General features: G+C 40.3%; 17 protein-coding genes and 2 tRNA genes. 4 read left to right on the top strand and 15 right to left on the bottom strand.

What is annotated here, in order from left to right; all coding sequences use genetic code 11:
• Window positions 1–2: 2 nt before the first annotated feature.
• Window positions 3–476 (bottom strand): S-ribosylhomocysteine lyase, encoded by a 474-nt coding sequence (locus BSO02S_RS04670; protein WP_066063243.1) that lies wholly within the window; start codon window positions 474–476, stop codon window positions 3–5.
• A 139-nt stretch (window positions 477–615) separates the two neighbouring features.
• On the opposite strand from BSO02S_RS04670, the gene yidD reads away from it, so the two are divergent.
• Window positions 616–843 (top strand): membrane protein insertion efficiency factor YidD, encoded by a 228-nt coding sequence (gene yidD, locus BSO02S_RS04665; protein ID WP_066063240.1) that lies wholly within the window; start codon window positions 616–618, stop codon window positions 841–843.
• Here yidD and BSO02S_RS04660 read toward each other — a convergent pair.
• Window positions 840–1,406 (bottom strand): beta-class carbonic anhydrase, encoded by a 567-nt coding sequence (locus tag BSO02S_RS04660; protein ID WP_066063237.1) that lies wholly within the window; start codon window positions 1,404–1,406, stop codon window positions 840–842. The two genes, yidD and BSO02S_RS04660, sit on opposite strands and share 4 nt — an antisense overlap.
• 205 nt (window positions 1,407–1,611) lie before the next feature.
• Here BSO02S_RS04660 and BSO02S_RS04655 point away from each other — a divergent pair, with 205 nt between their 5' ends.
• Window positions 1,612–2,550 (top strand): metal ABC transporter substrate-binding protein, encoded by a 939-nt coding sequence (locus BSO02S_RS04655; RefSeq protein ID WP_066063233.1) that lies wholly within the window; start codon window positions 1,612–1,614, stop codon window positions 2,548–2,550.
• 122 nt (window positions 2,551–2,672) lie between these two features.
• A complete protein-coding gene (locus tag BSO02S_RS26130; RefSeq protein WP_084374896.1) occupies window positions 2,673–2,831 on the top strand; it encodes a DUF1540 domain-containing protein in 159 nt (52 codons plus the stop codon).
• A gap of 49 nt (window positions 2,832–2,880) precedes the next feature.
• On the opposite strand, the gene menC is transcribed toward BSO02S_RS26130, so the two are convergent.
• The 6 genes from menC to BSO02S_RS04625 all read right to left on the bottom strand — a co-directional run bounded on the left by menC (window position 2,881) and on the right by BSO02S_RS04625 (window position 10,340).
• Complete coding sequence (gene menC, locus BSO02S_RS04650; protein ID WP_066063230.1) at window positions 2,881–3,990, bottom strand: o-succinylbenzoate synthase; 1,110 nt, start codon at window positions 3,988–3,990, stop codon at window positions 2,881–2,883.
• A complete protein-coding gene (locus tag BSO02S_RS04645; protein WP_066063227.1) occupies window positions 3,987–5,474 on the bottom strand; it encodes an o-succinylbenzoate--CoA ligase in 1,488 nt (495 codons plus the stop codon). Before BSO02S_RS04645 ends, menC begins: the two co-directional genes overlap by 4 nt.
• A gap of 68 nt (window positions 5,475–5,542) precedes the next feature.
• Complete coding sequence (gene menB / locus BSO02S_RS04640; protein ID WP_066063224.1) at window positions 5,543–6,361, bottom strand: 1,4-dihydroxy-2-naphthoyl-CoA synthase; 819 nt, start codon at window positions 6,359–6,361, stop codon at window positions 5,543–5,545.
• Between the two features lie 13 nt (window positions 6,362–6,374).
• Window positions 6,375–7,190 carry a 2-succinyl-6-hydroxy-2,4-cyclohexadiene-1-carboxylate synthase gene (gene menH / locus BSO02S_RS04635; protein WP_066063222.1) on the bottom strand — a complete coding sequence of 272 codons (816 nt, stop codon included), beginning with the start codon at window positions 7,188–7,190 and terminating at the stop codon, window positions 6,375–6,377.
• Window positions 7,190–8,938: a 2-succinyl-5-enolpyruvyl-6-hydroxy-3-cyclohexene-1-carboxylic-acid synthase gene (gene menD, locus BSO02S_RS04630; RefSeq protein ID WP_066063219.1), complete on the bottom strand. Its 1,749-nt coding sequence runs from the start codon at window positions 8,936–8,938 to the stop codon at window positions 7,190–7,192. Before menD ends, menH begins: the two co-directional genes overlap by 1 nt.
• 1 nt (window position 8,939) lies before the next feature.
• A complete protein-coding gene (locus BSO02S_RS04625) occupies window positions 8,940–10,340 on the bottom strand; it encodes an isochorismate synthase (RefSeq protein ID WP_066063216.1) in 1,401 nt (466 codons plus the stop codon).
• Window positions 10,341–10,694: 354 nt separating this feature from the next.
• Here BSO02S_RS04625 and BSO02S_RS04620 point away from each other — a divergent pair, with 354 nt between their 5' ends.
• Window positions 10,695–11,633 carry a 1,4-dihydroxy-2-naphthoate polyprenyltransferase gene (locus BSO02S_RS04620; RefSeq protein WP_066063213.1) on the top strand — a complete coding sequence of 313 codons (939 nt, stop codon included), beginning with the start codon at window positions 10,695–10,697 and terminating at the stop codon, window positions 11,631–11,633.
• A gap of 93 nt (window positions 11,634–11,726) precedes the next feature.
• Here the strand turns inward: BSO02S_RS04620 and BSO02S_RS04615 are convergent, their stop codons facing one another.
• The 7 genes from BSO02S_RS04615 to BSO02S_RS04585 all read right to left on the bottom strand — a co-directional run bounded on the left by BSO02S_RS04615 (window position 11,727) and on the right by BSO02S_RS04585 (window position 20,317).
• Complete coding sequence (locus BSO02S_RS04615; protein WP_066063211.1) at window positions 11,727–14,120, bottom strand: glycogen/starch/alpha-glucan phosphorylase; 2,394 nt, start codon at window positions 14,118–14,120, stop codon at window positions 11,727–11,729.
• A complete protein-coding gene (gene glgA, locus BSO02S_RS04610; RefSeq protein WP_066063208.1) occupies window positions 14,110–15,561 on the bottom strand; it encodes a glycogen synthase GlgA in 1,452 nt (483 codons plus the stop codon). The genes BSO02S_RS04615 and glgA overlap by 11 nt, the downstream gene beginning before the upstream one ends.
• A complete protein-coding gene (locus BSO02S_RS04605; protein WP_066063205.1) occupies window positions 15,558–16,589 on the bottom strand; it encodes a GlgC family sugar phosphate nucleotidyltransferase in 1,032 nt (343 codons plus the stop codon). The genes glgA and BSO02S_RS04605 overlap by 4 nt, the downstream gene beginning before the upstream one ends.
• Window positions 16,590–16,609: 20 nt before the next feature.
• Window positions 16,610–17,755: a glucose-1-phosphate adenylyltransferase gene (locus BSO02S_RS04600; RefSeq protein ID WP_066063202.1), complete on the bottom strand. Its 1,146-nt coding sequence runs from the start codon at window positions 17,753–17,755 to the stop codon at window positions 16,610–16,612.
• Window positions 17,703–19,646, bottom strand: a complete 1,944-nt coding sequence (glgB, locus tag BSO02S_RS04595; protein ID WP_066063199.1) for a 1,4-alpha-glucan branching protein GlgB — start codon at window positions 19,644–19,646, stop codon at window positions 17,703–17,705. Before glgB ends, BSO02S_RS04600 begins: the two co-directional genes overlap by 53 nt.
• A 499-nt stretch (window positions 19,647–20,145) precedes the next feature.
• Window positions 20,146–20,217 (bottom strand) — tRNA-Glu (locus tag BSO02S_RS04590).
• A gap of 9 nt (window positions 20,218–20,226) precedes the next feature.
• Window positions 20,227–20,317: transfer RNA gene (locus BSO02S_RS04585), tRNA-Ser, on the bottom strand.

Here is a 20,317-nt window from a genome sequence, read left to right as displayed (position 1 = left end):
TATTAAGCAAATACCTGTTTTAAGTCTTCTTTACTTTGCTCAAGCCAAAAACGCATTAGACGTTTGGCACCTTCTAAATCATGCAGCTTTGCTTGGCCGCATTGTCGTTCATTTGCCGCGGGAATTTCGACAATTTCAACAGCTTCTTTCATTGTATCCTCAAGAAGATCAATGATTTCCTCCACTGTTGGTTCACCGCTGACAACAAGATAGTAGCCTGTCTGACAGCCCATTGGAGAAATATCAATAATATCGAAGTGATCATACTTCTCGGAATGCTTGCGGAGATTAAAAGCAAGCAAGTGCTCTAATGTATGAATCACATCTGGTTTCATTGCCTGTTTATTAGGCTGGCAAAAACGAATATCATATTTATTAACAATACCGTCACTTCCTACCTTATGGACACCGCAGTGCCTCACATAAGGGGCTTTAACAGCGTTATGATCTAAATCAAAACTTTCAACTGAAGGCATTAATATCACTCCTATTATTTCTTAATCGGATTATACCATAAATTCCGAGTCCCTTCATCCGCTTACACGGAATTAACAATTTAGACGTATTTTTCTATCTATGATATCTTATATATAATTGTGAAAAGGAGATACGTCCATGTTGAAAAAAATCTTTCTAGCTATGATCCGTTTTTATCAAGTCGCCATCTCACCATTAAAACCACCAACCTGCCGCTTTTATCCTACCTGTTCACACTATGGCTTTGAAGCCATTCAACGTTTTGGTGCCTTTAAAGGCGGCTGGCTTACGATAAAACGGATTTCAAAATGCCATCCTTTTCATCCTGGAGGCTTAGATCCTGTACCTGAAAAAGAGAAATATTAATTCTGATAGCCATCCACAACCAGGTCAAGTTTTCCTGTCTTAGGGTCGATGACCAATCCATGAACAGGAACACCCTTTGGCATTAATGGATGATTTTTAATGATGTCGACACTGTGTTCCACACTTTCATTCACATTATCAAAGCCATGAAGCCACTGTTTAATATCTATCCCGGAATATGTAAGTGTTTCAATCGTTTCTTGAGTTATTCCCCGTTCTTTCATACTCTCAATCACTGGCTCCGCTTTTAAGCCGCTCATGCCGCAATCATAATGGGCAATAACCAATACCTCCTGTGCCTGTAATTGATAAACCGCAATCAGAATACTTCTCATCACACTGCCAAAAGGGTGTGAAACGAGGCCGCCGGCATCTTTAATGAGCTTTGCATCACCATTTCCCAGGTTAAGGGCTTTTGGCAATAATTCCAATAATCGTGTATCCATGCAAGTTAGAATGACCATTCGTTTATTAGGGAATTTAGTCGTCTCATACTTTTCATATTCGTGATTTTCTACAAATTTTACATTGTGGTCTAAAATCTCGTTCAATAAGTTGTTCATGTTTATCCACCCTTTCCTTTTAAGCATACATAAAAGACAATCCATTAAACAAATTTTTTACTTGCATTTAGCTGATTTTTTTTGTAAGATACTAATGGAAATCGGAACCGTTCCGTATTATGAACTTATATCTTTTCGGAATTCAAAAAAATTTTCGATAACAAATCGTAATTAATACGATTTATTATAAATTAAAGGAGTCCCTATGAAAAAAATTGTTTTATTCCTTTCTATTTTGTTACCTTTAAGCCTTATTTTATCCGCTTGTTCAAATAGTAATGAGCAATCACACAAAAAAAAGGATCAGCTAACAATCTATACAACCGTATTCCCCCTACAATATTTTGCTGAACAGATTGGCGGAAAATATGTAGACGTAAAAACGATATATCCACCTGGTGCAGATGAACATACATTTGAACCATCCCAAAAAGATATGATGAACTTGGCCGATTCAGACTTATTTTTCTACATCGGTTTAGGACTTGAGGGATTTGTAGAGAAAACAAAAGGAACACTGAAAAACGAAAATGTAACGCTGGTACCCGCTGCCGAGGGGCTTAAGCTCCCAAAAGTCAGCAATCCTCATGATGAAGAAGATGGAGATCATCAGCATAGCGATGTTAACCCGCATGTATGGCTTGATCCGATATATTCAAAGGAAATGGCCGCCGTTATTCGGGATGGATTAGCAAAGAAGATGCCGAAAAACAAAGAACTTTTCAATAAGAATTATCAAAAGCTTGCAGGAGAATTAGATGAACTAAATACGAAATATGAGCAAACCATTACGACTGCGAAGCATAAAAAATTTATCGTTACTCACGCCGCCTTTGGTTATTGGGAACAACGGTATGGAATCGAACAAATCAGCATCTCAGGACTTTCGACGACGAATGAACCGACACAAAAAGAGCTTGAAAAAATCATTTCAATCGCCGACCAAGATGGCTTACACTATATTCTGTTCGAACAAAATGTCCAATCAAAACTAGGCGAAATTGTCCAAAAGGAGATTGGTGCGAGGGCCTTGCCAATTCATAATCTGGCTATTCTATCCAAAGATAATATTAACAATAAAGAAACCTATTTTTCATTAATGAATAAAAATCTCGATACCTTAAAAACAGCCTTAAATAATTAGTCTTGAAATATTTTGGTTTATTGCCAGAACACTACCTTCCCTCCCTGTCACATACAGGCATACCTGCGGCCAAATCATCAAATGCTATAACTGTATTACCGAAACTTTAAGGAGTGATACTTATGGCACAAGATGTCCTGTGTGAAGTAAATAACTGTTCGTATTGGGCTAAAGGCAACAAATGCAGCGCGGATAAAATCTACGTTGTCAGCCACACAGGTGATACGGCTGATACAAGTAAAGAGACCGATTGTCAAACTTTTGAAGCAAGTGATCTATAGATAAATATAAATGGACCAGTAATTCTACTTTACCTGGTCCATTTTTTTATTAAAAGAAAAATGACTTTTTGGAAAGAAGTGTCTCCTGAAGTCTTTTTTCATTTATTTCAAACCCAATCCCTGGGTACTTTGGTACGGTAATTACCCCATTTTCAACCGTCACTTCAGGTGAAATAATGTCTTCATCCCAAAATCGGCTGGATGCGGAGATATCTCCTGGAATCGAAAAACCTGGCAATGATGCGAGAGCAATATTATGGGCGCGGGAAATCCCGAATTCAATCATTCCCCCGCACCAGACCGGAATACCTCTTTCAAAGCAATAATCATGTATTTTTATTGCCTCATGCAGTCCGCCCACCCGGCCCATCTTAATATTTATTACCTGACAGCTTCCTATCTCGATTGCCTTCCGGGCATCATCAAAACTGACGATACTCTCATCCAGGCAAATAGGGGTGCGAATTTCTTTTTGGAGCACAGCATGTTCGATGATATCGTCATGTGCGAGCGGCTGCTCAATCATCAGCAAATTTAATTCATCTAATGCTTTTAATCGGTCTATATCTTTTAATGAATAGGCGGAATTAGCATCAGCCATAATCGGCAGGTCAGGGTAAATCTTGCGAATTTCTGAGAGAAAAGAGTAATCCTGTTTTGGATTAATTTTGACTTTGATTCGTTGATATCCATCCACAAGATAGTTTTCAATTTGCTGCAGCGCTTTCGCTGTTGAATCGGTTGCTACCACCACTCCTGAGGCAATTACAGCCCTTGTGCCGCCAATTATTTTTGACAAGGGCTCTAAATGGCTCTTCGCAAATAAATCCCACAGTGCCGTTTCTATGGCCGCCTTTGCCATATTGTTTCTTTTGATTGATTTAAAAAGGACTGATAACTCCCCAGGGTGTTCAATTGGATGTTTCTGCAGCAATGGGATTAGAAAGTTCTTTAACATATGTAAACAAGTTTCGACCGTTTCTTCCGTGTACCACGGCGTTGAAAAAGCTACCCCCTCGCCAAACCCTGTGAGACCATCCGTGTTGGTAACCTTAACAATAATCCCTTCACGGTCTTTAACAGCACCTAGATGGGTTAGAAACGGGGACTTTAACGGCATTTGAATGACATAGAGCTCAACGGTTGAAATCTTTATCATAATCCTATTACCCCGTCACGAAGTTTTCTACGTAGAAGTTTCTTAGCAGCATTCCTCGGAAGCTTTTCTGTAAAATAAAATTCCTTCGGTACTTTGTATTTTGCGAGCCGTTCCAAGCAAAATTGCTTAAGCTCTTCCACCGAAACAGTAGTACCCTCTCTTTTTACAATAAAAGCAATCGGCACTTGACCCCATTTCACATCATCAAGGCCTGTTACACCTGCATCAGCAACCATGGGATGCGCCAATAGGACCGATTCGACTTCGGCAGGGTAAATGTTTTCTCCACCTGAAATGATCAAGTCAGAGCGACGGTCGAGGACGTATAAAAATCCTTCCCCATCAAGGTAGCCAATATCCCCGGTGTAAAGCCAGCCATTTTGAATCTTTTCAGACGTTGCTTCGGGACGAAATAAATAACCTGCGGTAACATTTGGTCCTTTGACCACAATTTCCCCTGCTTGTCCCGCATCAGCAATACTTCGATTATCTTGTTCAATTCTAATTTCTGATGGAAATAATGGCTTTCCCGCTGAACCAAGTTTGTTCAGACTGTATTCAGGGGAAAGAGTAACAATCTGCGAAGATGTTTCCGTCATTCCATAGGTTTGAAAGACAGGAATGCTTTTCTCCACACACGTTTGTAATAAGGGTAATGGTGCGGGACCTCCACCTAGAAGCATACAGCGGAAATAGTCTGGAAGTCGTCTATCCTCAAGAGTTTCAACTATACCGGTAAGCATAGTTCCAACCACTGACATGATGGTAACGTTTTTTTCTGCAATATCCTCAATCGTCCGTTCCGCATCAAAATGTTCGTGAACCACGATAGGCATCCCATAGATGACACTGCGCATTAAAATAGAGAAACCACTAATGTGGAACAATGGAACGGAACAAAGCCAGCAATCTCCATCAGAAAAACCTAAATTTAATGCTGAACCTACCGAACTCCACCAGTGGTTGCCAAATGTTTGCATGACACCTTTTGGGTTGCCAGTTGTGCCCGACGTATACATGATGGTGCAAATATCAGAAAGACTGATTTCTTCCGCTATTTCCGGGAATTCCGGTTCCAGATTAAAGAGGCTGTCCTTGGTAATTGTTTTCAGAGCTGAAATCTGTTGTTTGATGGCTTGTTCGATTTCAGAAAAAGAGTCTTCAAGAATCAGCAAGTCCGTTGTGGAATCTTTCAATTGCCAAACTAATTCTGCTGGAGTCAAACGATTATTCAAAATAACAGCTTTAACTCCTAAAAGCTGGAGTGCAAACAAAATCACTACCGTATCGATGTGATTTTTTAATAATACACCTACAAATTGATCTTTTTTGACACCAAGGACTTGAAACTGCCCTGCTGCTTTTAGAGAGTAATCATAAAGCTGTTTAAATGTTAGCGTCTGCTCCCGAAAATAAACGGCAGTCCGTTCAGGAGTTAGAAAAGCACGCTTCTTTAAAAAATTGGGCATTGTTTCGTTTAGCATCTTGTCACCTTCTTTTTATATAAAAACAGCCTGATGGAAGCCACCAAGCTGTTTTTTAGACTTGAAAATCAAGGGAAACGCGGGAATTGGCCGAAATCAGGCTTGCGTTTTTCCTTAAAGGAATCACGGCCTTCTTTTGCTTCTTCTGTTGTATAGTAAAGTAGTGTCGCATCACCAGCTAATTGCTGAAGACCGGCTAAGCCGTCCGTATCAGCATTCATTGCCGCCTTCAAGAAACGAAGCGCAGTCGGGCTCTTCTCAAGAATTTCTTCACACCATTGGAGGGTTTCCTCTTCTACTTTTTCAAGAGGAACAACCGTGTTAACTAAGCCCATATCAAGCGCTTCTTGGGCACCGTATTGGCGGCATAAGAACCAAATTTCACGTGCCTTTTTATGGCCAACAATTCTTGCAAGATAGCCAGAGCCATAACCTGCATCAAAACTGCCAACCTTTGGACCTGTTTGTCCAAACACAGCATTATCCGCGGCAATCGTCAAATCACAAACTATATGAAGAACGTGGCCGCCGCCAATCGCATAACCCTTAACCATTGCAATAACTGGCTTTGGAATTACACGAATTAAACGCTGCAGATCAAGAACATTCAAACGAGGGATTTGGTCCTCACCCACATAGCCGCCATGACCGCGAACACTTTGGTCGCCGCCAGAACAAAATGCCTTATCTCCGGCACCAGTTAACACAATAACACCAACATTTGAATCATCACGTGCATATGAGAAAGCGTCAATCAATTCCATAACTGTTCTCGGTGTAAATGCATTATGTACTTGCGGGCGATTAATTGTGATTTTCGCAATTCCGTTATATGTTTCATATAAAATTTCTTCGTATTTACGTCCTGCAATCCATTCTACTGTCAAAATGAAAGCCTCCTTATTTATCTATTAAAAAGTCACTTACTATTGTACCAAACTTTTCTGGTTCTTCCACATGAATTGCATGACCACTATTTTCAATGACAATCCAAGTGGCATTTTTTAGTTCTCTCAACATGTTTTCTGCAATATCACAGAACTTCTTATCTTCGCCACCCGTTAATAATAACACTTCACAGGTTAGCTGTTCCAAAGGGGCTCCCCACCAGGAAGGCTGTGAACCAGTCCCCATTCCAAGTAAACTATAATAGAGACCTGCCGCCGAATTGCTTAACCGTTGATCCCTGATTTTCTTCTTCAACGTGGCAGGCAGACGTTTCATTGTAGAAAAGAGGGGAATCCCCTCCCAATAATCAACGAACGAACTTATCCCTTTTTCATTAATAAATTGAGCAAGTTCCGCGTCCTTCATACGGCGGAGTTCCCTTTCTTTTTCTGTTGAAAGCCCTGGTGATGCACTTTCTAAGATTAAACTTCGCACTCTTTCCGGAAAAAGAAGGGTAAAGGTTAGCGCAAGCCTGCCTCCCATTGAATAACCAAGCAGATGGACCTTATCCACACCCATGACATCAAGAATTCTTTTTAAGTCACTGGCCGCCGATTCTATTTGATAACGATTAATCTGATCAGAGGACTCTGTCTTCCCGTGTCCAATAATATCTGGAACAATCAGCTTGAAATGCTTACCCCAGTTGTCATAGAACGGTAACCAAGTGGAGGCATCTCCAGTAAAACCGTGTAAGAGGACCAGTGGGAATACCCCGTCACCGCACACTTCGACATGATAATGAATCCCGTCAATATTGACAACCATTACCGCAAACCTTTGACAAAATTTGATATTTCCTGGGAAACTGAACGCCAAAATTCGCGGTGCTCATCCCGATTTCCCTCTCTATTTGTCGCCACTTCGAAAACTGTGATCCCTGGATTATCAATGGTCTCATTCATTTCTAAGGCCAAGTGATCCCAATTTTTTATTTTTGTAAATTTCCCATTAAACATCCGAACGGCATGCTCAAATTCAATGTTTAATGGTGTACCGAACAGGAGTTCAAAATTTTTGGGATGCTCGGATTGTGGTAGAAAGGAAAAGATTCCGCCGCCATTATTATTCACAAGAATAATATGAATATCTATATCGTAAAGCTTAGCCGCAATCAAACCATTTAAATCATGGAAGAAGGTTAAGTCCCCAAGGACCAGGTAGACGGATTTAGAATATAGAGCAGCACCCAAAGCAGTCGAAACAGTCCCATCAATGCCATTGGCCCCTCTGTTAGCCATTACCTTAATTTCTTTATCATTGTTTAGGAAAAAGCTATCCAAGTCACGAATCGGCATGCTATTTCCGACAAAAAGGGTGGCTCCTACGGGGAGCATATCGGCTAATTGATAAAACAGCCTGCCTTCACTTAATTCCGTGACATCTCGAACAGGGGTCATATTTTCCTTTGAAAGCTTGTTAACCTTTTTCCAATCCTCTAAAAATCCAGATGAAGGTTTGCTGTCTATAAAGGTCAACAGCTTCTCACAAAATATCGTTTCATTGCAAAAAATCATGTCAGTTGATAGTGCGGCTGGATCGCGCCAGCCTCCGCCCCCATCGACCACAAATTGATCAGCATCAGCATTTTCTTTTAAGAATATTGTTAACGCTTTCGATATCGGCATCGCCCCAAATCGTAAAATAACATCTGGTTTAAGGTAAGATTTGGCGTCTTCATTCCTTAAAAAGGTATCGTAGGATTCAATGATATTTTCCTGACTATGTTTGCCACTTCTTAATTGTGATAATGGATCCGCTAAGATAGGAAAGTCTAATGCCTTTGAAAGAAGCGTCACGGCATCAGCAAATTGCTCATCGGCAATGTTTCCGCACACAATAATGCCTTTTTCTTTCCCACTTATCCTTCCGGCGATCTCTTTCAATTGTATATTATCAATGGTTAAATCCCCGTTATGGATCTTTACATATCCTTTCGGCCGTTCCTGTAGCTGGAAGAGCTCATCATCCAACTTTGGGATGAGCGGTTCACGGAATGGGAAATTCAAATGGACGGGACCTTTTGGGGCTTCAGTAGCAATCGCTGCTGCCCGGGCACATACGGTTCGGGCATAACGAATAATTTCCTGACTATTCTCAGGCAAAGCCATTTCCGCAAACCACTTGACCTGCCGGCCGTATAAATGAATTTGATCAATCGCTTGTGGTGCTCCCACTTCCCGCAGTTCATGGGGCCTGTCTGCCGTCAGGACGATTAATGGGACACGTGCATAGCGTGCTTCGACAATGGCAGGAAAGTAATTCGCCGCTGCCGTTCCTGAAGTACAAAGAATGGCAACAGGCCTGTTAGAGGCCTTAGCAATTCCTAAGGCAAAAAAAGCCGCAGAACGTTCATCCACGTGAATATGGACTTTTAATGTTGGGTGTTCTGCCATTACCATCGCCATCGGGGTAGATCTTGAACCAGGGCTAACCACAACATCGGTTACACCTGAAGATAGAAGTTCTGCAACAAAGGCAGCAATATACGCTGTTAAGGATTCCTGATGATTCATGTTATTCTCCCCCAAGGGCTCGAAGCATAGGTCTAAACTTCAAGCTTGTCTCCAAATATTCACTCTCTGAATCCGAATCGGCAACGATTCCGCATCCAGCAAACAACGATACCTCATCACCCTGGAGAAGCCCAGAGCGAATTGAGACGGCAAATTCACCATTCTGCCGATAATCGACCCAGCCTAATGGCGCAGCATAAAAACCGCGATCAAGTTCTTCCACCTGTCTTATTTTTTCTACAGCCGCATTTTTAGGCAGTCCGCCCAGCGCCGGAGTCGGATGAAGCCTTTCAACCAAGAGCAGCAAGGACGAATCTTTATGGCATTTTCCGATGACTGGTGTATACAGATGCTGAATATCCCTAATCGTCATTAACTGCGGTTTGTCAGGCAAAATAATTTCCTCACATGATTCTTCCAAGGCTTCCTTAATCATTTCCACAACAAACCCGTGTTCAATCAGATTTTTTTGATCATTCAATAATGTTTGACCTAACATCCGATCTTCCTCGGCGGTTTTCCCTCGTGAAATAGAGCCAGCAAGACAAGTAGAAAATACCTCATTACCTTGTTTTTTAACAAGTCTCTCTGGCGATGCCCCAATAAAGCAATCCCCATTCGATTCAAAGGCGAAAATGAAGCTTTCCTGCTGCTGTTTATACAAATTTTCTAGTACATCCTCAGCTTCCACCTGACCGTTAAACTCAAGCCGAAGTTCACGGGCAAGGACAACCTTCTTTAAGGGGCTATCTGTTAATTCTTTCACAACCTCATCGACACTCTTTTTCCACTTTTCAGGTGCAATTTCTCTTGTTTGCAAAAGTGTGGAAGGAGTCACCCGCTTGAAGTCTTTGAGCGAGTTTACTATTTGGTTTCTCTCTTCAATCACCTTCCCTAATAAGGAATAATCATCATTAGGAGTATAAGTGGTATTCGTTGTTAAATAAGTCTTCCCCTTAATGATGCTTAATAAATATTTGGGTAAATGGAATAAAGAATCCGCATATTTAGACCAAAGATCCGTTTTTTCCTTTAAAGGATCAAAGGTAAATCCACCGAATAGGACAGGCCCAATACCAACTTCTGTATATGTATTAAAAATTAGGCTGTCTTTTAAAAAGTCCCCCCACTCATTTTCAACATGAAAAAAGCGGTCAGTAGCCTGATCCGACTGAATTTGTTTAGAAATCCCTAGTCCAATAAGGACGATCTCGTCTGATGGATCCCTCCAGAAAAATCGTTCCCCCCGATAACAATCTTTTCCTGCGTTAAAAAATGATAAAGGATTAATGGTGTCCATTTGATGAACCTCACTAATTAAAATGGGCCGGCCGAGTTCTTTTGCACGTTTTACAGCCAAAAGACCCCTTTCCTTTATTTCTGTTTCTTGAATGGTAACCAAACAAATCCCTCCAAAACAGCCGAAATGACTGTTATCCATTCATACTTAAACCTTTTTTAAGATACTACTCCCATTGTAAAGAAGTCAATAATACTTGTCACTACTAAACCTGTTACCATTCCTTATTATATATCAACTTTTCACCATTTTGGTGAAAACAGCTTTTTCAATTATTTTCATTTTTCCACTAACCATCCAATAATAATCAAGAAGGCATTATCTTCTAGTTTTGAAAGCAAAATTTAATTGACACTATTACTGGAATTTCATACACTTATGGTTGGGCAAGAACCTTAAGTGTATGAAATTAACCTTTACTATAGAGAGAAAAAATTTAAAAAGGGAGAGAAACGTATGCAGCCAGATCTACAGCAAAATTCGAAACCTGTCGTCGAATCAAACCGCGGCTTTCAAGTTTGGTGGAAAATGACCCGTCCCCATACATTAACAGCATCGTTTGTACCTGTATTGCTTGGTACCGCATTGGCTCTTAAAAATGGAAAGATTCATATTAGCCTTTTTATAGCCATGCTTATTGCCAGTATGTTAATTCAAGCAGCAACCAATATGTTTAACGAATACTTCGATTACAAACGCGGGCTTGATACGGAACATTCAGTCGGAATTGGCGGAACAATTGTCCGCGATGGTATCAAACCAAAAACGGTGATCAATCTTGCCTTCGGCTTTTACGGAATTGCCTTATTATTAGGTGTTTATATTTGTGCAAATAGCAGCTGGTGGTTAGCCGTAGTTGGTCTTATTTGTATGGCAGTCGGTTATTTTTATACCGGCGGTCCCTATCCGATTGCTTATACACCATTTGGTGAACTCTTTTCCGGATTTTTTATGGGGATGCTGATTATTTTAATCTCCGTCTTCATCCAAACGGGAACAGTGGATGGCACAAGCATTCTCGTGTCCGTTCCCAGCATGGTTTTGGTTGGTATGATTATGTTATCCAATAACATCCGCGATCTTGATGGTGATAAAGAGAATGGACGTAAAACGGTTGCTATTCTCCTTGGAAAAACAAAGGCCATTTATTTATTAGCTGGAATGTTTACCTTTTCTTACCTTTGGATTTTGGGGCTCATCTTCAGTGAAATTGCGCCATTCTGGACGGCCATCGTGATTCTAAGCGCTCCAAAGGCGATCAAGGCGACAAAAGGATTTATTAAAAATAATGTACCGATTCAAATGGCACCAGCAATGATAGCGACAGCACAAACCAATACGATTTTTGGATTTTTACTAGCCATTGGAATTTTCATCGGACACTTCTTTTCATAAGCAAAAAGCTTCTGCTATAATTTAGCAGAAGCTTTTTTAATTTAGATAAGAAAAATATTGAACTTTGAGAACTGCCTAGCTCCAGCGCCCGCTTTATAATGGTTTAATCCCCCAAATATCATCCGCGTATTCCTTAATGGTACGGTCGCTTGAAAAAAAGCCAGCATGGGCGATATTTATTAAGCTCATTTTCTGCCATCGCAATCGATCTGTGTAGGCCTCTCCAATGGAACGATGGATGTCTGTGTAGGAGGCAAAATCCTTCAAAACAAAATATTGGTCGTTTTCCTCTAACAGGGAATCAAAAATCGGCTCAAATTCGTTTTGAACATCTGGGAAAAATCCGTTGATAAGCTGATCGACCGCCTGGCGAATTCGATAATCATGATGATAATATTCATCGGATTGGTAACCGCCATGCTGATAATAGTTGAGCACTTCGTCTGAATTCAGTCCAAACGTAAATATATTGGCATCCCCGACCAAATCATGAATCTCAATATTTGCTCCATCTAACGTGCCAACAGTTAATGCACCATTGATCATAAATTTCATGTTCCCTGTTCCGGACGCCTCTTTACTCGCTGTAGAAATTTGTTCACTCACATCTGTTGCCGGAAAGATATTTTCCGCGAGAGAAACACGATAGTTCTCAAGAAAGATGACTTTGATTTTGTCCCCTACTTTTGGGTCATTATTTATTTTTTCAGCCACCGTATTAATTAATTTGATAATTTTTTTTGCATAATAATAACCTGGGGAGGCTTTTGCTCCAAAAATAAACACCCTTGGGACCATCGAAAAACATGAATCTTCCTTCACTCGGTTATACAAGTGCATTATATGTAAAACATTCAAGAGCTGCCGCTTATACGCGTGAAGACGCTTCACCTGCACATCAAAAATTGAACCCGTGTCAACTGCTACACCAGTCTTATCGAAAATAATCTTAGCAAGGCGTTGTTTGTTTTCTTTTTTTATTTTAAACAATTGCTCTAAAAACGGGGTATCGTTTTGATAGTTAAGTAACTTGGTCAGATCTGTGGCCGAATGTGTCCAAGCAGATCCAATAGAGTCAGTAATCAGGGCAGATAATTTTGGATTTGCTTTCAACAGCCAACGGCGGTAGGCAATCCCATTCGTTTTATTATTAAATTTCTCTGGAAACAGTTGATAAAAAGGCTTCATTTCCCGCTTCTTTAGAATATCCGTATGCAGCTTAGCTACGCCATTCACACTAAAGCTGCCGACAATAGCCAAATGAGCCATTTTCACATAGTCATCTGCAAGTATGGCTAGTCCCCTTATCCGCTCCCAATTACCCGGAGTCTGCTCCCAAAGCTCTTGGCAAAACCGTTCATTGATTTCTTCGACAATCATATAGATCCTCGGAAGTAACGGGCGGAAAATATGAATCTGCCATTTTTCCAGTGCCTCTGAAAGGGTTGTATGATTTGTATACGAAATGGTATTTTTCGTAATTTGCCATGCCTGCTCCCAATCAAATCCCTCGTCATCAATCAGAATTCTCATCAACTCCGGAATGGCCAGGACAGGATGTGTATCATTAATGTGAATACAAACATGTTCATGCAATTGTTTCAAGCTGGGATACTGTTTTCGATACGTTTTTAAAATGGATTGAATACTGGCTGAGACTAAAAAGTATTGCTGCTTTAGTCTTAGAATCTTGCCCTCATCATGGGTATCGTCGGGGTATAAAAACTCGGAAATCGATTCTGTTTCCCGTTTATATGTTAACAAATCCTGATGAATTGGGAATTGGGAAGGCTCGGCATTCCAGAGTCTTAACGTATTGACAGTTTTTGTCTGATATCCTAGGACTGGCATATCATGAGGTACTGCAGTAACGGTTTCGGCATTCAGATGACGAAAGACGAGACGGCCATTTTCCTGCTTTGCTTCCACCTTACCCCAAAAGGGAATTTTCACGGCACTATCTGTTTTGCGGATTTCCCAAACATTGCCGCTTCGCAGCCATTGCTCCGGCAGCTCAACCTGGTAGCCATCAACAATTTTTTGTTCAAATAAGCCATGCTTATAGCGGATGCCGTGACCATGACCCGGAAGGTTCAAAGATGCAAGCGAGTCTAAAAAACAGGCGGCTAATCTTCCTAAGCCGCCGTTTCCTAAACCCGCATCCGCCTCTAAATCCTCCAGTTCGCTTAAATCAATCCCCAGTTCCTGAAGACCTGATTGCACCATTTCTTCTACACCTAAGTTAATTAAATTTTGCCTTAATAATTTCCCCAATAAATATTCAATTGAGAGATAATAAACCTGCTTTTCCTTTGCCGCTAGATATTTTTCATTTGTGGTAATCCAATCATTACTGACAAATTCGCGAATCATATTGCCAAGGGTTTGATAATGATCCCTCGGCGTGCTTTCCGAAAAACTCCTCCCGCATGACATCTCAAGCCTTTTTAAAAAGGTTTCCTTAAATTCAGATGTACTAGAAAACATGGGTTTCACTCCTTACGATTAGCTCAGCATACAGCTGGTTATAGCTAAATGCGGACTGGGCCCAGCTATAATCCATTTCCATCGCCTGCATGACAATCGATCGCCATGTACTTGGCTTATGATAAAAACGTAGTGCTCTTCGGATGGTATAGAGCATGTCATGGGCATTAAAATGTTCGAAGGAAAAGCCGTTTCCTTCTCCCGTAAATTCATTCCATGTGTTTACCGTATCATTTAAGCCGCCCGTTTCGCGAACAATCGGGATTGCCCCATATTTCATGGCAATTAACTGTCCAAGCCCGCATGGTTCAAAATGCGACGGCATTAAGAACAAGTCCGCCGCTGCATAAAGATTATGGGCCAACTCTTCATTAAAACCGGTATGAACCTTTAACTTCTCCGGATAAATACGGGCAGCATGTCGTAAATGTTCCTCGTACTCGTAATCTCCGGTTCCGAGAATAATTATCTGCAGGTCCTCCTGCAAAATATCACGGAGGACACATTTAACTAAATCAAGTCCCTTTTGCTTTGTCAGCCTAGAAATCATCACAAGCAACGGCGTATCCGAGCTTTGCGGTAAGCCAAATTTTTTTTGAATCTCGCTTTTATTTATTGCCTTTTTTTGAAGATTATCGACTGTATAGGTTTGATAAATCAATGGGTCGGTTGTTGGATTATAAAAGTCTTCATCAATTCCATTTAAAATCCCGATTAGATCCTCGTTTCTTTCCCTTAGAAGACCATCAAGTTTTTCACCGTAAACAGAGGTTTGAATTTCTTCTTTATAGGTCGGGCTTACCGTCGTGATTTTGTCGGCTGCTACTAGGGCGCCCTTCATAAAATTAACATTCCCAAAAAACTCTAAGGAGCCGGAATGAAAGGAATGGTAATCCACTCCTAACAAATCTCCCAACACCTCTTTCGGAAAAACCCCTTGGAACTGGAGATTATGAATCGTAAATACTGTCCGCATTAGCCCATAACCTTTTCGCTTGTAATATTCTGTCCGTAGAAGAAATGGAATCATCGCGGTATGCCAGTCATGACAGTGCAATACATCTGGGAAGAAATCTAGCTGGGTCAGTGCTTCCAATACGGCCCTATTAAAATAAGCAAATCTTTCACCATCGTCAAAATATCCGTATAAATGTTCCCGTTTAAAATAGTATTCATTATCGACAAAATAAAAGGTAACTCCTTGATAATTAAGCTCCTCAATTCCGCAATATTGATTTCTCCAGCCAACCGGAACAGTAAATTCTTTTACTTTTTTCATTTCCCTTTTATAATCCTCTGCAATGGTTCCGTGCTTCGGAAGAATCACCCTGACATCAGTTCCTAGGCTCTTTAATTCTTTTGGAAGGGAACCTGCAACATCGGCAAGCCCCCCTGATTTTGCAAATGGACCACATTCTGAAACGGCAAATAATACTTTCACGAGTTCATCAACGCTCCTTGTTTCGTTCCTTTACGAATCACATACGGGGAAAGGGCTGTTCCAGTTAAATGTGTTCCAGCTTCAACCTTTACATCTTTATCTAAAATAACCGAATCTAAATAGCAATTATCATCAATATGGCACTTTTGCATGATGATACAGTTCTTAATGACTGCACCTTTTCCAATCTTTACACCGCGGGAAACAATACTGTTTTCCACCGTGCCTCCAATAATACAACCATTAGCAATCATGGCATTTTTGACACTCGACCCTTTTACGTATTTCGTAGGCGGTTCATCCTTCACTTTCGTAAGGATCGGCTGTTCTTTTAAAAATAGCCTTTTCCAAACATCAGACTTTAATAAATTCATACTGGTAGAAAAATAGTTTTCAATAGAATCAATCATCACGGCATATCCATCATACTCATAGTGGCAAACGTTATATAGACTATTCAAATCGTTAACAACATCCTTCATACATGTATACCCTGTTTCATTCCTTGTTTCGATGAGCTTTATAAGTAAGGAAGTTTTAATTAAATACATTTCCATGGAGCCTCCACCCGTTTGATGGAGTTCGGTGATATCACAGCCAGAGCTGCTATGCCAATTAAGTATCGGTCTGAAGTTCATATTAAAAACTGTATAACAATTAGAAATGATAGAATACTCTTGTGTACTACGATAAAAAAAGTCTAAATTTACAGCAAAATGCTCAAATGAACCAATTTTATTCTTATCATTATCCACAATCGGGGATGGGAAAAAGAAAAGTCCATCCTGCTTTCGATTTAAATCCCAGTTTTTCCCTGACCCTAAATGATCCATTAGTGAGCGATATTGCATTTTTGGAAAAATAGCCACGCTCCGAATTCCTGAATTCACCATGTTGGATAAGACAAAATCAATAATACGGTACCGTCCCCCAAAAGGCAGTGCTGCAAGTGAGCGATGCGTTAATAAATCTTCCAAATCATCATGGTATGTTGTGGCATCAATGACACCTAAAAGCTTTCTTTTCAATCAGAGTCCCCCCAATAGTATTAAAAAGCAGGATATAACCCGCTTAACATTTCTTCCGTTACTAGAATAATCTCATCATCAAACGAACGAATAACTGTCCCGTCCGGCACTCTCACATCAAATGGAACAATAGCCCTCTCAATCAAACAATTACTGCCAATGACGGCATCCGGCATAATGACCGACTCTTTAATAATCGATCCCTTTCCAATGGTAACCCCTTGAAATAGAACCGAATTATCGACTTCCCCCTCAATCGTACAGCCCTCGTTAATTAGCGACTCTTTAACAATCGCATGAGAAGAAATATATTGTGGCGGCTGATTCGGATTGACAGAATAAATCCTCCATCCATGATCAAATAAGTCTAAATCGCATTCTTCTCTTAATAAATCCATGTTCGCTTCCCATAGGCTTTGGACGGTTCCGACATCTTTCCAATATCCTTTAAATGGATAGGCAAATAATTTCTTATTTTCCTCTAATAGCGCTGGAATTACATCTTTACCAAAATCATGACTAGATTCAGGATTTCTGTCATCCATTTCTAAATATTCCTTAAGTATATTCCAGTTAAAAATATAGATGCCCATCGAAGCAAGATTGTTCTTCGGATTGGCCGGCTTTTCCTCGAATTCTACTATTCTCAAATCTTCATCGGTATTCATGATCCCAAAGCGGCTCGCTTCGACCCATGGCACCTCAATTAAGGAAATTGTCACATCTGCCCTTTTTTCAATATGATACTCGAGCATACTCTCGTAATTCATTTTGTAAATATGATCACCAGACAGGATTAACACATAATCCGGCTGGTATTGTTTGAGATAATTGAGATTTTGATAAATCGCACTGGCCGTTCCTGTATACCACTTTACTTCGGATGATTCCGCATATGGCGGTAAAACAGTTACCCCGCCATCCTTACGGTCAAGGTCCCAGGCACTTCCAATTCCAATATAAGAGTTTAACAGTAATGGCTGGTATTGTGTTAAAACACCGACAGTATCGATGCCGGAATTGGCGCAATTACTTAAGGCAAAATCGATAATTCTGTATTTCCCACCGAAAGGAACAGCTGGTTTCGCAAGATCTCTTGTCAGCGAGTTAAGCCTACTTCCTTTCCCTCCTGCTAACAGCATGGCTACGCACTTTTTCTTTCCCATTTCCTTTTCTCTCCTTTCGTTTTTTAACTTGCCTGATGATTTGAAACCCAAACGGGGGAATGGTTAATTCTATTGAAAATGGCTGGCCATGAAATGGTTCCTCTAAAGCAAAAATAACTTTTTTATTAATCAATCCGGTCCCGCCGTATTCTTTAAGATCACTAGTAAGAATTTCTCGATACTCACCTGGATTTGGAACACCAATCTTGTAGACCGGGTAGCTAACACCAGTAAAGTTTGAAATCACCACCAACGTCTCCCCTTCTTTTTTTCCTTTTCGCATAAAAGAGAAAATTGATTGCTCATTGTTGTTGGCATCAATCCATTCAAATCCATCCTGCAAATGATCCAATTCGTAAAGTGGTTTGGAGCGTTTATACACTTTCATTAATACTTTTACATACGCATTTAATTTTTGGTGCATCTCATAGTCCAGTAAGTTCCAATCAAGCTGTTCCTTATCCTTCCATTCTGAAAACTGACCAAATTCAAAGCCCATAAATAATAACTTTTTTCCAGGGTGGGCAAACATATAACCAAGCAAAAGCCTTAGCTGAGCAAACTTTTCCCAATAGTCCCCTGGCATCTTATCTAGTAGCGATTTTTTCCCATGAACAACTTCATCGTGGGAAAAGGGCAGCATAAAGTTTTCTAAAAAGGTGTATAAAAGAGAAAAGGTGACCTTTGAATGAACCTGCGACCTTGCGTAGGACGGGGTTTCCATATATTCAAGCATGTCATTCATCCAGCCCATATTCCATTTGTAATCGAAGCCTAGGCCCCCATAGCAAACCGGGGCTGTTACGTTTGGGAAATCGGTAGAATCCTCACCAATCATTAAAAAGTCTGGCTGATATTCGTGGATTTCCTTATTTAACTTTTTCAAAAACTCAATTCCAAAAGGATTTTCGCGTTTCCTTTCAAATGCATTCGGCCAATAAATGATGTTTGCCACGGCATCCATCCTAAATCCATCAATATGGAAATAGTCCATCCAAAATAGTGCATTGGAAATAAGAAAGCTTTGTACCTCGCCTTTTCCTAAATCAAAATTGGCTGTTCCCCATACGACATTTTCTCTATCATTCTCATGGCTATAGGAATAAAGATGATCTCCATCAAAGCGATAAAGTCCATGCGCATCCTTGCAATAATGACCGGGAACCCAATCAAGAATGACACCGATACCCTGCTGATGAAATTGATCTACAAAATATCTAAAATCATCGGGTGTGCCATACCTGGAAGTTACCGAAAAATAGCCGGTGCCTTGATATCCCCATGAGTCATCGAGCGGGTGCTCGACAAGCGGCAATAATTCAATTTGTGTAAAACCATGCTCCAGTACATAAGGGATAAGCTCAGCAGCCAATTCTTTATAGCTTAAATAATCACCATTTTGTTTCTTTTTCCACGAACCAAGGTGCACTTCATAAATAACCTCCGGCTCAGATAGGGGATTCTTTTTTCCCCTCCGATTCAACCATTGATCGTCCTTCCAGTCATAATTGTTTAATGAATAAACAACGGAGGCCGTATTCGGCCTTAATTCTGAATAAAAAGCGAACGGGTCAGCTTTGAGAAGCTTATCCCCAGATTGTGAGAAAATTTCATACTTATAAAATCTTCCTTCTAGATCTTGATTGACAACAATAATCCATACTCCCTCATCATTAACCTTTTGCAAATCATATCCTTCACCATTCCAGTTATTAAAATCCCCTGCAAGCCTTACCTGCTGGGCATTAGGGGCCCATACGCAAAATCGAGTATATACTTTGTCGGAATTCTTAAAGATATGAGCGCCAAAAAGTTGATGACTTTTAAACAAATTTCCTTCATGAAATAGATGCAGCTGATAATCTGTCGGAAATAATGTATTCACTGCCATGGCTCTCCTCATCCCCAATGAAAATATGTATTTCAAAGACCAATTATAAATCCTATTCGTGAATATTCCTCGAAATACTTTTTTCTCTTTTCTGACAACAACCGATGTTAGATGCTAATTAAGGCTATAAACCAACAGGTTTCGTCATCAATCAACAAAATATCTAACAGTAGTCGACAAAAATATATAAAGTTCTTTATATTATTTTTTTAAAAAGAGCTTTAAAAAATTATTTAATTTTAATTAGAGAGAAGTCTAAAATTCGGAGGAGACGTTGATATGTAAGCGTTGTCATTATTTTAACAAGGGGATAAATACGATTTATTTATATTTCAATATAGTACTTTTTGATAATTTCACCAGCTTTAAGTGGAGTATTTCTACTTTGGCATTCGCTGCTTGCCAAAGCGGCATATTTTAACGAGGAAAAGGAATGCGGGCCGATTTATAAATTTATATACAAAAAAACTGATAACAATTTGTTATCAGTTTTTTTGTATGACCCCTACGGGACTCGAACCCGTGTTACCTCCGTGAAAGGGAGGTGTCTTAACCACTTGACCAAGGGGCCGTTAATTTATGGCGGAGAAGGAGGGATTTGAACCCTCGCGCCGGTCACCCGACCTACACCCTTAGCAGGGGCGCCTCTTCAGCCTCTTGAGTACTTCCCC

Origin of the sequence: Neobacillus soli NBRC 102451 (assembly GCF_001591665.1) — a bacterium.
Lineage (GTDB): Bacteria > Bacillota > Bacilli > Bacillales > Cytobacillaceae > Neobacillus > Neobacillus soli.
Note: the sequence above shows the minus strand (reverse complement) of the source record. Positions and strands in the feature narration are given on the sequence as shown.

Excerpts from the sequence above, each read along its gene's own strand:
- BSO02S_RS04660 (WP_066063237.1), bottom strand. The coding sequence starts at position 1,406 with ATGAACAACTTATTGAACGAGATTTTAGACCACAATGTAAAATTTGTA.
- yidD (WP_066063240.1), top strand. The coding sequence starts at position 616 with ATGTTGAAAAAAATCTTTCTAGCTATGATCCGTTTTTATCAAGTCGCC.
- BSO02S_RS04655 (WP_066063233.1), top strand. The coding sequence starts at position 1,612 with ATGAAAAAAATTGTTTTATTCCTTTCTATTTTGTTACCTTTAAGCCTT.
- BSO02S_RS26130 (WP_084374896.1), top strand. The coding sequence starts at position 2,673 with ATGGCACAAGATGTCCTGTGTGAAGTAAATAACTGTTCGTATTGGGCT.
- menC (WP_066063230.1), bottom strand. The coding sequence starts at position 3,990 with ATGATAAAGATTTCAACCGTTGAGCTCTATGTCATTCAAATGCCGTTA.
- BSO02S_RS04615 (WP_066063211.1), bottom strand. The coding sequence starts at position 14,120 with ATGTTTTCTAGTACATCTGAATTTAAGGAAACCTTTTTAAAAAGGCTT.
- BSO02S_RS04670 (WP_066063243.1), bottom strand. The coding sequence starts at position 476 with ATGCCTTCAGTTGAAAGTTTTGATTTAGATCATAACGCTGTTAAAGCC.
- glgB (WP_066063199.1), bottom strand. The coding sequence starts at position 19,646 with ATGGCAGTGAATACATTATTTCCGACAGATTATCAGCTGCATCTATTT.
- menH (WP_066063222.1), bottom strand. The coding sequence starts at position 7,190 with ATGGTTGTCAATATTGACGGGATTCATTATCATGTCGAAGTGTGCGGT.
- BSO02S_RS04620 (WP_066063213.1), top strand. The coding sequence starts at position 10,695 with ATGCAGCCAGATCTACAGCAAAATTCGAAACCTGTCGTCGAATCAAAC.
- BSO02S_RS04600 (WP_066063202.1), bottom strand. The coding sequence starts at position 17,755 with ATGGGAAAGAAAAAGTGCGTAGCCATGCTGTTAGCAGGAGGGAAAGGA.
- BSO02S_RS04645 (WP_066063227.1), bottom strand. The coding sequence starts at position 5,474 with ATGCTAAACGAAACAATGCCCAATTTTTTAAAGAAGCGTGCTTTTCTA.
- menD (WP_066063219.1), bottom strand. The coding sequence starts at position 8,938 with ATGAATCATCAGGAATCCTTAACAGCGTATATTGCTGCCTTTGTTGCA.